This window comes from Flavobacterium sp. IMCC34518 (assembly GCF_027111095.2).
Taxonomy (GTDB): Bacteria; Bacteroidota; Bacteroidia; order Flavobacteriales; family Flavobacteriaceae; genus Flavobacterium; species Flavobacterium praedii.
The window spans coordinates 344,345-357,195 of record NZ_CP114284.2 but is presented as its reverse complement, the minus strand read 5'-3'; the positions used below and the strand labels follow the sequence as shown (position 1 = coordinate 357,195).

Below are 12,851 nucleotides of genomic sequence, written 5' to 3'. Positions count from 1 at the left end.
TTTGCATCCGCATTAGAGAAGTATGGCCCGTTCGTCTATCGGTTAGGACGCATGGTTTTCATCCATGTAAGAGCGGTTCGATTCCGCTACGGGCTACTAATTTTTTATGCTGTTGAAGTTATCCTGAACTTAGAGGGAAAATGGCCCGTTCGTCTATCGGTTAGGACGCATGGTTTTCATCCATGTAAGAGCGGTTCGATTCCGCTACGGGCTACATATTCGATTTTTAATAGATTGAAAAAACTTAGGGGATACTGGTCCGTTCGTCTAGGGGTTAGGACGCCAAGATTTCGTCTTGGTAACAGGGGTTCGATTCCCTTACGGACTACAAAAAGAAATAGTAAAGATAAAAATATAATAAAATGGCAAATCATAAGTCAGCTCTAAAAAGAATTAGAAGTAACGAAAAGAGAAGAGTATTAAACAGATACCAACACAAAACGACTCGTAATGCTATTAAAGCATTAAGAATTGCAACTGATAAAACTGATGCGACTTCTAAATTGTCAAGTGTAATTTCTATGATAGATAAGTTAGCTAAGAAAAACATCATTCATGATAACAAAGCTTCAAACTTGAAGTCTAAGTTAACTAAGCATGTTGCTAAATTGTAATATTGTAATATTTATATAAAAAGCTCCTTTTGATAAGGGGCTTTTTTTATGAATTAATTTTGGGATTATTCCCTGAATAAGAAGAAATTCATAATTCTTTTTTAGGATGGATTCTCTATTTTGTATTTTAAAAAGTTTAATTTTTCAACAGTGATAGGTTTAGATAAAAAATCGATAACATTTGGATATGTTTTTGATTTTTTAATGTCTTTTGGATCTATAGTTGAAGATAGAATAATGACTTTAGTGTAGTTTAAATTAAAGTAGTCCGAATCGTTAAACAAGTCTAGAAATTCCCAACCGCCCATTATTGGCATGTTTAAATCTAGAAAGATCAACTGAGGTATAGTTTGTTGTTTAGACAAATCATGGATTAAATTGATAGCTTCTTCGCCATTTGTTGCGTATATTATTTCTTTTGCAAAAACTGCTTTTTGGACCACTTTTTTGAATAGCATTATAGTTATTGGGTCGTCTTCAATACACATTATTAGTTCTAGCATTTTTTTAGGTTTTAAATGTTAGTTTGTATTCAGTTCCTTTTTCTACCTCGCTTTTGATGCTTATTGATCCTCCTAAAGTTTCTATTTGTGATTTCACAAGAAAAAGTCCCAGGCCTTTGCTGTCAGGGTAATTATGAAATCTTTGGTATAGCCCGAATACTTTATCTTTATGTCTTTCTAAATCAATTCCTATGCCATTGTCTTTAAAATAAATGACGATTGTATTGTTTTCGTTGCTTATTCTAATATCGATTAATAAGTCTCTTTCTTTTGATCTGTATTTGAAAGAATTGGTTAGCAAATTGATGAATATGCTTTCGAAATAGGACTTATTTGTGTGTATTTTTTCAACATTTCCATATTTAATATTCAATTGAGGCTTGATGTTTTCAATTTGTATATGAAGTTGGGAGAGGGTGTTTTTGAATAATTCTTTTATTTGTAGTTCCTCGTGTTGAAGTGTTGTGCTGTCTTTTATTGTGATTACTTTGGCGAGGTCATTAATGGTTTCGTTAAGTAGATTAGTGGATAATTTGAAGCCTTCTAATATTTCATTTAAATTTTCATCTTTTATAGTGTAGTCTTCAATTAAGTTTAATAAGCCTGTCAAATTTGATAAAGGAGCTCTTAAATTATGTGAAGTTATGTATGAAAACTGTTTTAAATCTTTGTTGTTTTGAGTTAGTTCTCGTATAAGTATTTCTTTTTCTTTTTCTAATTTTCTTTCTTCGGTAATGTCTCTTTGTATGGATATCCAATGAGAAAGTTCATATTCAAGGTCATAAACAGGAATGAAAGATAGTCTAACCCAATATTCAGATTGATCTTTTTTGTATAAATTGATTTCAAGAAAGCATTCTTGTTGGTTTTTTATACAATTTGTTAGTTTTTCAATTTCTCGTAAATCTGAATTTTTGCCCATAAAGAAATCAAGTGGTTTTCCTATGATTTCGGAATGTTCGTATCCTGACATTTTAGCGAAAGCTGGGTTGGCAAAAACGATATCAGGTGTTTGGTTGTCTAGTGATTCAGCTTGAGTAATTATTATAGAATCTTTGGCTTCGGTAAAAACAGTTTCGAGTAGTTTTAATCGATTTTCTTCTTCTTTTTGTTTTGTGATATCTTGAATTGCGCCAATCATTCGGATCGCTTTTCCATTGTCGTCTTTTAAAATAAAGCCTCTATCCAATACATGTTTGTATGTGTTGTCTGCGCATTTAAAACGATATTGATCTTGCCATTTTTCGGTTTTTTGTTCAAGAAAAGAATAGAGTTTAATAGACATTTTGATGCTGTCTTCTGGATGAATGTTGTCGAACCACCATTTTGAAGTGTTTCCCACTTGGTCAATGTTATAGCCAAAAATACCTTTTATGCCTTTGTTCCATGTTATATGGTCTTCTGGGATTTTCCAGTCCCAAATAGTGTCACTAGTGGCTTTTGCGACAATATCATATTTTTCGTTAGATTCTTTTAATTTGTCGTTTGTGCTTTTTAAATGATTATAGATTTCAGCATTTCTTTTGCTGTTTTTGATCAGGATATATCTGAAAAGCAGGCCTGTAATGATTATGAAGAGAATGTCTTTTGCGAAACTAAAAGTGTAACTATCAATAAGCGTGTCGTATCTTTTTGCTAATTTACAGCTAATAATAGCGATAAATAAGGCTGATAAAGTATAAGTTAATGTTATTTGATTGGCTTTGTTTTTCATTAATCAAATATAAATAATTAAAGTTAAAATTTAAAATATCGGTAAGAAAAATATTTAATTATTTAATGTGTGGTTTTATTTAAGTGCTTAAACGTTAACAAAATGGCAAACTATTGTATAAAGGTTTTTTATATGAAAATAAAGTGTACCTTTGCACCCATTAAAAATCACAGATGGAAGCTATTAGAAACATTGCAATTATTGCCCACGTCGATCACGGTAAAACAACTTTGGTTGATAAAATTATGTATCACTGTCAGTTATTTCGTGACAACGAGAACACAGGTGACCTAATCCTTGATAACAACGACTTAGAGCGTGAAAGAGGTATTACAATTACTTCAAAGAATGTTTCTGTAGTATACAAAGGAACAAAAATCAATATTATTGATACTCCTGGTCACGCCGATTTTGGTGGAGAGGTAGAGCGTGTATTGAATATGGCTGATGGAGTTTGTCTTTTAGTAGATGCTTTTGAAGGGCCTATGCCACAAACTCGTTTTGTATTGCAAAAAGCAATTGACTTAGGTCTTAAACCTTGTGTTGTAATCAATAAAGTTGATAAAGAAAACTGTACTCCTGAAGAAGTTCACGAAAAAGTTTTTGACTTAATGTTTGAATTAGGTGCTCAAGAATGGCAGTTGGATTTTCCAACCGTTTATGGTTCAGCTAAAAATAACTGGATGTCTGATCATTGGGAAAACGTAACAGATAATGTTGAAGCATTGTTGGATATGGTTATTGAAAATGTACCAGCTCCTAAAGTTTCTGAAGGAACTCCACAAATGTTGATTACATCTTTAGATTTCTCTGCATTTACAGGTCGTATCGCTATCGGTCGTCTTGAAAGAGGTGTTTTGAATGAAGGGATGCCAATCTCATTAGTAAAAAGAGACGGTACAATCACTAAATCACGTATTAAAGAATTACATACTTTTGAAGGTCTTGGTCGTAAAAAAGTGCAACAAGTAATTGCTGGAGATATTTGTGCCATTATTGGTGTTGAAGGATTTGAAATTGGAGATACTATTGCTGATTTTGAAAACCCAGAAGCTTTAAAAACTATTGATATTGACGAACCTACAATGAGTATGTTGTTTACAATTAATGACTCTCCTTTCTTTGGGAAAGAGGGTAAATTTGTAACTTCTCGTCATATTAGAGAGCGTTTGACAAAAGAATTAGAGAAAAACTTAGCAATGAAGTTAGGTGAAACTGATTCTGCTGATAAGTTTATGGTTTTTGGTCGTGGTGTACTACACTTGTCTGTTCTTATTGAAACAATGAGAAGAGAAGGTTACGAACTGCAAATTGGTCAACCACAGGTTATTATCAAAGAAATTGATGGTAAAAAATGTGAGCCTATTGAGGAATTGACAATTGATTTACCAGAAAGTCTTTCAGGTAGAGCGGTTGAGTTTGTTACGATGCGTAAAGGTGAAATGTTGAGTATGGAAACCAAAGGGGAGCGTATGATTGTAAAATTTAATATTCCATCACGTGGAATTATTGGATTGCGTAATCAATTGCTTACTGCTACTGCTGGTGAGGCTATTATGGCGCACCGTTTTATAGGATACGAACCTTACAAAGGAGAAATTGCTGGACGTAACAAAGGTTCATTGATTTCTATGGAAAAAGGGAAAGCTATTCCTTATTCTATCGATAAATTACAAGATCGTGGTAAGTTTTTTGTTGAACCAAATGCCGAAATTTACGAAGGTCAGGTAATTGGAGAAAACTCTCGTGGTGATGATATGTGTGTAAACGTAACTAAAGAGAAAAAACAGTCTAACGTTCGTTCTTCTGGAAATGATGAAAAAGCGAGAATTATTCCTCCGATCATTTTCTCTCTTGAAGAAGCTTTAGAATACATTCAAAAAGATGAGTATGTTGAGGTAACTCCAAAATCGATTCGTTTGAGAAAAATCTTTTTGACAGAAACAGATAGAAAAAGATTTAAAATCTAAAAGATTTAAATTTCAATATTTAAAAATCCCAAATTCCTAAGTGCTGGAATTTGGGATTTTTGTTTTAACCCGTTCTTAATTGGCATTTAAAAGCGACTACTTTTTCTTTAAATTTTTACTCAAATTTCAGCGCACCACCCTGCATAATTTGTTTGTAATTGATTTCTACACCTTCGATTTTCTTTCCGTTAAGGATGATTTTTTTATAAGAGTCCCCATTGCAAATAATTGTCAAAGTTTTATTTTCTGAGAGATGGATGGTCACTTTTTTGACCTGTGGCATTCCAAAAACAAATGCACCTGTAGCTGGATTAACAGGATAAAAACCTAATGTTGTCAAAATATACCAAGCACTCATTTGACCACAATCGTCATTTCCAGTGATTCCGTTTGGTGTGTTATTGTAGAATTGATTATAGATTTGAGTAATTAATTTTTTGCCTTTTTCAGGTTCGTTCGAGAAAGCATACAAATACGAAATATGATGGCTGGGTTCATTTCCATGGGCATATTGACCAATCATTCCTTCTTGACCAAGATGTCTGTTGTCTTTTTCTCCATTCAGTGTAAAAAAAGTATTCAGCTGTTTGGAGAACTTTTCTTTTCCCCCTAATAAGTTTGTAACTCCCAGAATATTGTGTTGAGTAGAAGCCCAGGAATATTGCCATGCGTTGGCTTCGGTATAATCTCCAGGATTGTTCATAGGAGAGGTTGGTTTTAAAGGTTCAAATGGAGTTCTCCAATGGCCTTGCGTATCTTTTCCTCTCATTAATCCCGTTTCTTTATCAAAAATATTTTTGTAGTAAGAAGCTCTTTTATAATAAGTCTTAGCAATTGTTTTATTGCCTAGCTTTTCGGCTAATAACGCCACACAGTAATCGTCATAACCGCTTTCTAGCGTTCTGGAAACGGCTTCATTATCAATCTTATCGAATGGATAATACCCATATTTATTGTATAAATCCCAGTCGTTATTGGGATGGTTTTTGGTAGTTGTTTTAATCATAGCTTGCAAAGCTTCATTGGCATCAAAACCTCTGAACCCTTTATTGTAAGCATCGGTTATAATCGGAATGGCATGATTGCCAATCATACAATTATTTTCCTGTCCCCAAACCGTCCAAATTGGCAAATAACCAGCCGCTTTGTGATGGAGTAACATGGTATTTATAAACCCATTTACCCGTTCTGGGACAAGTATGGTATACAAAGGATTTGCAGCTCTATAGGTATCCCAAAGCGAAAGGGTGGAATAATACTCTCCATTTGGTGCTGTAGCAATTTTGTCATCGGCACCTCGATATTTTCCATCTACATCGGCAATATTACTGGGTTGAGTAAACAAATGATACATTGAAGTATAAAATATTTGCTTTTGTTTTAAAGGAGCCTCTATTTCAATTTTAGATAAATATTCATTCCATTTGGCTTTGGCATTGGCTGTTGCTTGTGCAAAATCCCAAAGGGGTAATTCCGTTTTTAAATTGTTTTTGGCTCCTTCGATACTTACAGTAGAAAAAGCAATTTTGGCTTGAAGTGTTTTGTTTTTTAATTCGAAATCAAGAATATATCGAGGCGCTTTTTCTTTTGTTTTTTTTGGCAATTCTAAGGAATTTGAAAACGGAGTATCAAATGTCAATGCAAAGAAATATTTACGCTCCACCCAGTTTTTGTTATGGCAATATCCTGAAATAGTTTTGTTGTTTTCAATGCTTACTTTACTGTCGAGTACCAATGAGTCCGTTAGAAAACGCAATCCGTGTTGAATGTCAACCAATAGTTTCGCTTTGTTTGTAGGGTAAATAAATTGATTGAAAGCGACTCTCTCAGTTGCTGTTAGATTCACTTTTATACTGTCTTTTAATGTAACCGAATATGAACCAGGACTGGCTTTTTCTGACTTTTTAATATAAGTTGTTTTAAAACTTTCGGTTTTGTTTTCTACAAAAGGAAGCAATAGTACATCCCCTAAATCATTAATTCCCGTTCCGCTTAAATGGGTTTGCGAAAATCCAAGGATTTCAGGATTCTTATATTGATAGCCTGAGGTGTAATCCCAACCTATATCAACATTGTCTGGACTGGGCTGTACCATTCCAAAGGGTAAACAAGCACCAGGAAAAGTATGGCCTGTTCCATCAGTCCCTATAAAAGGATTGACAAATTGGGTAAAGTCTTTGACTTCTTCTTTGTTAGAGCAACTTTCAAATATTAAAAAAGGAAGTACTAGTAATAGAGTCAGTTTTTTCATCTTTTACTTTTTTAATAAAAATAACAATGGGATATCCAATCGTTTTGCCCAAGCTACTTCTGAATGGTTTTCTCCAGGGAAGAATTTGGTTTCCCAGTTTTTGTTGCTAAAACCTTTCGCTTTCATTACAATATCTACTTTTTCTTGTAAAGGTTTATACATCGCATCAAGGGTTTGATCTCCGTAATCAAAATATATTTTATGGTCTTTTGGACTAGGGAGATTTACTTTTAGATAATTGACAAAGGCAGCAGGAATTGGATTATTATTTGCTGAAAATGTACCAGGCCAATGCGTTGATAAACAAGCAGCACCGCCAAAAACTTTTGGATATTCACAAATGGCGTACATCGAAATCAATCCTCCCATACTGGAGCCTGCTATAAATGTGTTCTTTTGATCAGGTTTTGTCGAGAAATTTTTATCAATAAATGGCTTTAATTCGGTTACTAGAAATTTCAAATACAAATCGGAATAGGGTTGGAACGTTTCTTTGGTTCTACCTGCTTTTTGTAATTGAGCCGTGACCGTATCTTTTTGAATTTGGGTCAAACTTTCAAAAGGTTTTTGTGGAAAATATTCTGGATGGCGTTTTGGTCCGTTATTCCAAATTCCAACAACTATGAATTTTTGAGTTTTGCCTTCAGCGATTAATTTCCCTGCGATTTCATCAACTTCCCAAGCTTGTTTATTCCAAGTGCTTTCGGCATCATACAATGCTTGACCGTCATTCATGTATAAAACGGCATATTTTTCTTTGTTGGAATATCCGTTAGGTAACCAAATATCGATGTTACGGGCATCAACCAGTTTGGATTGAAAATTTGCAAAGCGTTGTACTTTTCCAGAAGTGACTTTTACTTCTTGTGCGTTGGATAAAAAAGTAAACATAATTGAAAAGAATAGTAATAGGTTTTTGTTCATTTTGATAATTTTTATTTTATTTCAAGAATCAAAGCCGTTTTTGGGGCTATTTCTAAAGAGTTGTTGACTGCTATTTCTGTATTGGTAATGATTTCTTTGGCTTTGAACATATTAGGAATCATTTGTTGGTATTTATTCATATCAAGAGTAACTTTGTCTTTGTTTTTATTCAAGATCACCATCACTTTTTCTTTGTCATTGTATCTAAAATAAACGTAAACATCATTCTTTTCTGGAGCATAATGGGTGAATTTTCCGTTATGAATGACAGTTGCATTTTTTCTCCAATTCAGTAAATTGCTCAAGTATTTTTGAGCTTCTAGTTCTTTGGGTTCCATTCCTTTTCCTGTAACGGCATTCTTAGTATCTCCTGCCCAGCCTCCATAAAAATCAGCTCTTCTTTGACCATCGTTGCCTGATTTTTCATTGGTAAATAATAATTCGGTTCCATAATAAAATTCTGGAATTCCTCTCATAGTGGTATATAAAGCCATGGCTATTTTCCAGTTATCAAGGTCTTTATTCAACCTAGAATAAATACGATCCATATCGTGATTGTCTGGGAAAATCAATAAATTATTTGGATTTGGATATAGATAATCTTGCCCCATTCCTTTATAGGATTCTTTCCAGGTAGATTCCCAATCATTTTTTGTGGTGAGTGCTTTTACTAAGTTTTCTGTTAAAGCAAAATCCATTAAAGAAGGCAAATAGCATTTATAACCATCAACATTCACTTTGTCTTTTTGCCAATAGGCCGAAAGCTCGGTTACTGTGGTCATTTCTTCTCCTACTATATTAAAATTAGGATATTCGTCCAAAACAGCTTTGGTCCAATTGGCTAAAAAATCTTTATCAGCATAAGAGAAAGTATCTTCTCTAAAACCGGATAGTCCTGCATATTCTACCCACCAAATAGTGTTTTGAATCAGGAAACTCGCCATAAATGGGTTTCTTTGGTTGAGATCTGGCATGTGTAGGTCAAACCAACCATCTGTATAACCAATTTTATCTTGTTCGGTTGCGTAAGGGTCTAACAAAGTCGATTTGATATGATTGGTACTTGTTTTGGTTTCCTGAAAATTAAGCCAGTCTTTCATCGGTAAGTCTTTGACAAAATAATATTCGGAGCCACAATGATTGAGTACTACATCCCAAATTACACCAATGTTTCTTTTTTTTGCTTCAGTCACCAGTCTTTTGAAATCTTCATTGGCTCCATAACGGCTGTCAATTTTGTAAAAATCGGTAGCGGCATACCCGTGATAGGAATATTTTGGCATATTGTTTTCTGCAAGCGGTGTGTTCCAAATTTGAGTGTAGCCTAAGTTTTTTATATAATCTAAATTGTTGATGATTCCTTGAATATCACCTCCGTGTCTGCCGCTTTCATCCGAGCGATTGGCTTTTTCTAAGCTTTCGGGAGTATTGTCATTTTTGGGATCTCCATTGGCAAAACGGTCGGGCATGATTAAGAGTATGGCATCTTTTGGAGAGAAACTAGCTCGATTTGCACTATTGTTTTCTCTCGCCAATAATGGAAAATCTTTAGTAATTATAGTTTTGCCCTTTTTCTGGAATTCGATTTTAGCCGTTCCTGCTTTGGTTTGAGGACTTATATCGATAGTGACAAACAAATAATTAGGATTTTCTACCTTTTCGGTTTTTATAATCTTTACTCCTGAATATTTTATTTGAGGTTCTAAATTTTGAATGTCGGTTCCATAAACCAAAAGAGTTATTTGATTGAGTTTCATTCCAACCCACCAATTTCCAGGTTCAATACGTTTGATTTGTGCGTTTAGACTATTGGCTATAATTAAAAATAGGATTGCAAATTTTTTCATTTATTTTGAATTTGTTCGTTGATAAGTTGATCTGCTTTATTTTTTTAAATTGTAAATGTCGATTTAAAATATTAGCTATTAGAAAGAAGCCTGTCTTAATACCGTTTGTCCAAAAGGAACTAAAACAACATTTTCTAATTTGTTGGTAGTGGTATTTTTTAAGGTTACGTTGATTTTATCATTCTCAAATTTTGCATTGTTAGCTTCAATGAATTGATATTTGGTATTTTCTATCGGACTATAAGTTACATCATAAAAATCTCCTTTGTATATTTTGCCCTTAAGTTCGTTTGCTTTAATTGGTTTAGCAAAAACTTGTGCGCCAAAAGTGAAATATTTTTCTTTATTAGCATCTTCTTTCATTATAATTGAAGCCTTAAACTCAATTTGTACTTGATCTTCTTTGTTGAATTTTCTGTCTAGAACAATAAATCCGTTTTCTAGTGTGAAGTCCTCTTTGGTTTCAACAAGTGTTGCCCAATTGGGTTTTCTAATTTTCAGCTTAAAGTTACCGTTTTTTGGATTGTAAATTTTAAATGTAAACTTATTTTTAAAAGGATATTCAGTGATTTCTTCAATTCGAATAGGATTGTTGTCGATTGTTGTTTCAACTTTGTTTGGAGAAAGTAGTGTAGCAACCAATGTATTATTTCCTTCTTTCATCCATGATTTTTCTAAAAAATACGGTGTAATTCTTCCTGCATTTGGATTGCAACAAACGGCTACGTCTTGGTGTGCGGGTGAATATTTATAGCGGGTTTGTTTGCGGTCGGGTTCTATTTCACCATTTTTGGTACCCAGCATTTCATACGAATTATCCGTTTTGAGATACGCAATACAAGAATGTTTCGGGTCACGACTGCCTTGAGCGGCATTGTAGAAAATGGTCTCAATTTCATCTGCGGTTTTTGGTTGACCTTCTTTTTGCATTAAGACCGTATAACTATCTAGTAATTCGTGCAAAGAGCAATATTCGTAACCGGTATGCGTTGCATTTGCATTTCTTTCTGCAATCCATTCATCACCAATTGCTCCACCGGTTTGGGTTGTTGCATTTTCAATTCTTTGTATATAAATTGCTAAGGCTTTTTTCAATTCAGGATTTTCAGTTGCATAAGTGGCCACAATTAACGGACGTATATGTTCGAAAGTATGAACACCATGAGATTGTAACTTGTAATTTGGATTAAGAATATTGGCTAATTGAACATCTTTTTCGGATTGATACGTTTTGGAGAAATCTAAATACAGAAACAAAGCATAATCCACGTATTTTTTTTCTCCAGTAATTTGATACATTTTGTCTAACACATCTGTAAATGTTAGTCCGTGCGATACACCACCGTTGAATTTTTCACCCGATGAAAAAGGACTCGATGCATTTATAGGATAATTTTGCATCACATTATTGACTGCTTTGACCAATGCATTCCAAACTTTTTGGTCTTTAGAATATTCATAGTAGGCGAGTAGCCCTCTGTACAATGTAGCTTTTGACCAAAGTTCTCCATTTTCGGAATTGAATTTATAACGCAATTCGGGATCGTAAATGCCTAAATAGCCATCAGCATCTTGTGTGTCCAAAATACTATAAACATACTTTTTTGCTTTTTCTATACCCGCTTTATCATCAAGCAGTATTGCATTACGAATGTACCCATCCCACCAATTGGATTGTGTTTCGCTGTTCCACCACATGTATTGTTCGCTTCCTTCGGCATCACCTTCTTTTAGGTTTCCTAAGTCTTTGTTTTTAGAATGTTTTTGAAGCCTTCCTTTGCCATAAATTGGATCATTAATTAAGTCAGGTACCAATTGATCCAATTTACCTACAAATCCATTAATATCTTTTTGCATTTGTATTTTAATCCATCCGTTAGGTTTTATGCTACCAAAAGGTAATATTTGATATTTTTCTGATACTTTTTCCTGAGCATTCATAAAACTAAAGGTAAGTAAGTTGATTATAATTACTAAGTGTTTCATTTTTAAGTTCTTTTATTCAAAATTAATTCATTTTTGTTGGCTTTTATAATTCGGAATTATTAATTTATGATACTATACTCAATTTTTTTATTTATTTTTACCTATAAATTGAAAGTATAGTGTATGAAACCCATTTTTGAAGATATAAATTCACATCAAGGCAGTGCTAGTTTTTATGCGTATCGATTTCAAATTCCTTTTTTTGAATTTAAATGGCATTATCATCCTGAATTTGAATTGACCTATATTATAAAAGGGAATGGATATCGATTGATTGGGAACAGTCATGAGACTTTTGGAGACGGTGATTTGGTTTTGTCAGGGTCTTATTTACCACATACTTGGGTTGGAAAATCAAATGATTTTGAAGATTTTGAGGCTGTTGTGATACAATTTTCACCTGCTTTTATTGATTCTTTTTTAGGATTTGAAGAAAGTAGTGCATTAAAGTTGTTATTAGAAAAATCTAAAAAGGGGTTGTTTTTTCCAGCTAAAAATTTGGAATTAAAAGCTGATTTGGTACAATTGGTAGATTCTAATGGTTTTAATCGGATTATTGATTTGATTAAAATCTTGAATCAGTTGACAGTATGTGAACAAAAAGTATTGTGTTCGAATCCATTTCAAACGGTGAATTCTGCCGAAAGTGAAAATAGAATTAACGTAGTCTGTAATTTTTTGGAAAATCATTTTGCCGAATCGATTACTTTGAAACAAGTTGCAGATTTGATTCCATTGACAGAAAATAATTTTTGTAATTTTTTTAAAAAAGCTACCGGAAAAACCTTTTCAGATTATTTGAATGCTATTCGGATAAACAGGAGCTGTCAATTGCTGTTGCAAACAGATAAGCTTATAAATAGTATTGCTTTTGAATGTGGATTTGAAAATTTAAGTTATTTTAATCGTATTTTTTTGAAGAAAAAAGGGATGACACCAAAGGCATTTAGGAAAATGATATTTGAATAAAACTATTTTGTTGGTTCAGCGGATATTGCATGAGGGATAGGAGTAAGTTACCGAAGTAACACGGATAGCCCGA

9 protein-coding genes and 3 tRNA genes are annotated in these 12,851 nt (G+C 33.4%); 6 read left to right on the top strand and 6 right to left on the bottom strand.

Annotated features, from left to right (window positions below; genetic code table 11):
• Nucleotides 1-24 precede the first annotated feature (24 nt).
• From OZP06_RS01470 to rpsT, 4 genes are all read left to right on the top strand, one after another.
• Nucleotides 25-96: transfer RNA gene (locus tag OZP06_RS01470), tRNA-Glu, on the top strand.
• Between the two features lie 46 nt (nt 97-142).
• A tRNA-Glu gene (locus OZP06_RS01465) sits at nt 143-214 on the top strand.
• Nucleotides 215-256: 42 nt separating this feature from the next.
• A tRNA-Glu gene (locus tag OZP06_RS01460) sits at nt 257-328 on the top strand.
• A gap of 34 nt (nt 329-362) precedes the next feature.
• Complete coding sequence (rpsT, locus tag OZP06_RS01455) at nt 363-614, top strand: 30S ribosomal protein S20 (RefSeq protein WP_035673520.1); 252 nt, start codon at nt 363-365, stop codon at nt 612-614.
• A gap of 101 nt (nt 615-715) precedes the next feature.
• Here the strand turns inward: rpsT and OZP06_RS01450 are convergent, their stop codons facing one another.
• Both OZP06_RS01450 and OZP06_RS01445 read right to left on the bottom strand, forming a co-directional pair.
• Nucleotides 716-1,117 (bottom strand): response regulator, encoded by a 402-nt coding sequence (locus OZP06_RS01450; protein ID WP_269223363.1) that lies wholly within the window; start codon nt 1,115-1,117, stop codon nt 716-718.
• A 4-nt stretch (nt 1,118-1,121) separates the two neighbouring features.
• Nucleotides 1,122-2,831: a PAS domain-containing protein gene (locus OZP06_RS01445; protein ID WP_269223362.1), complete on the bottom strand. Its 1,710-nt coding sequence runs from the start codon at nt 2,829-2,831 to the stop codon at nt 1,122-1,124.
• 173 nt (nt 2,832-3,004) lie between these two features.
• On the opposite strand from OZP06_RS01445, the gene typA reads away from it, so the two are divergent.
• A complete protein-coding gene (gene typA, locus OZP06_RS01440) occupies nt 3,005-4,801 on the top strand; it encodes a translational GTPase TypA (RefSeq protein WP_269223361.1) in 1,797 nt (598 codons plus the stop codon).
• A gap of 115 nt (nt 4,802-4,916) precedes the next feature.
• Here the strand turns inward: typA and OZP06_RS01435 are convergent, their stop codons facing one another.
• The 4 genes from OZP06_RS01435 to OZP06_RS01420 form a co-directional block, all read right to left on the bottom strand.
• Entirely contained in the window at nt 4,917-7,052 is a 2,136-nt protein-coding gene (locus tag OZP06_RS01435; protein WP_281324134.1) for a GH92 family glycosyl hydrolase, read from the bottom strand.
• Between the two features lie 3 nt (nt 7,053-7,055).
• Nucleotides 7,056-7,976, bottom strand: a complete 921-nt coding sequence (locus OZP06_RS01430; protein WP_269223359.1) for an alpha/beta hydrolase-fold protein — start codon at nt 7,974-7,976, stop codon at nt 7,056-7,058.
• Nucleotides 7,977-7,987: 11 nt separating this feature from the next.
• Nucleotides 7,988-9,823 carry a glycoside hydrolase family 13 protein gene (locus OZP06_RS01425; protein WP_281324133.1) on the bottom strand — a complete coding sequence of 612 codons (1,836 nt, stop codon included), beginning with the start codon at nt 9,821-9,823 and terminating at the stop codon, nt 7,988-7,990.
• Between the two features lie 78 nt (nt 9,824-9,901).
• Nucleotides 9,902-11,809 (bottom strand): beta-L-arabinofuranosidase domain-containing protein, encoded by a 1,908-nt coding sequence (locus tag OZP06_RS01420; RefSeq protein ID WP_281324132.1) that lies wholly within the window; start codon nt 11,807-11,809, stop codon nt 9,902-9,904.
• Nucleotides 11,810-11,932: 123 nt separating this feature from the next.
• Here OZP06_RS01420 and OZP06_RS01415 point away from each other — a divergent pair, with 123 nt between their 5' ends.
• Entirely contained in the window at nt 11,933-12,778 is an 846-nt protein-coding gene (locus OZP06_RS01415; RefSeq protein WP_269223355.1) for an AraC family transcriptional regulator, read from the top strand.
• Nucleotides 12,779-12,851 lie beyond the last annotated feature (73 nt).

Coding starts and splice junctions, on each gene's coding strand:
- rpsT (WP_035673520.1), top strand. CDS start 363: ATGGCAAATCATAAGTCAGCTCTAAAAAGAATTAGAAGTAACGAAAAG.
- OZP06_RS01450 (WP_269223363.1), bottom strand. CDS start 1,117: ATGCTAGAACTAATAATGTGTATTGAAGACGACCCAATAACTATAATG.
- OZP06_RS01445 (WP_269223362.1), bottom strand. CDS start 2,831: ATGAAAAACAAAGCCAATCAAATAACATTAACTTATACTTTATCAGCC.
- typA (WP_269223361.1), top strand. CDS start 3,005: ATGGAAGCTATTAGAAACATTGCAATTATTGCCCACGTCGATCACGGT.
- OZP06_RS01435 (WP_281324134.1), bottom strand. CDS start 7,052: ATGAAAAAACTGACTCTATTACTAGTACTTCCTTTTTTAATATTTGAA.
- OZP06_RS01430 (WP_269223359.1), bottom strand. CDS start 7,976: ATGAACAAAAACCTATTACTATTCTTTTCAATTATGTTTACTTTTTTA.
- OZP06_RS01425 (WP_281324133.1), bottom strand. CDS start 9,823: ATGAAAAAATTTGCAATCCTATTTTTAATTATAGCCAATAGTCTAAAC.
- OZP06_RS01420 (WP_281324132.1), bottom strand. CDS start 11,809: ATGAAACACTTAGTAATTATAATCAACTTACTTACCTTTAGTTTTATG.
- OZP06_RS01415 (WP_269223355.1), top strand. CDS start 11,933: ATGAAACCCATTTTTGAAGATATAAATTCACATCAAGGCAGTGCTAGT.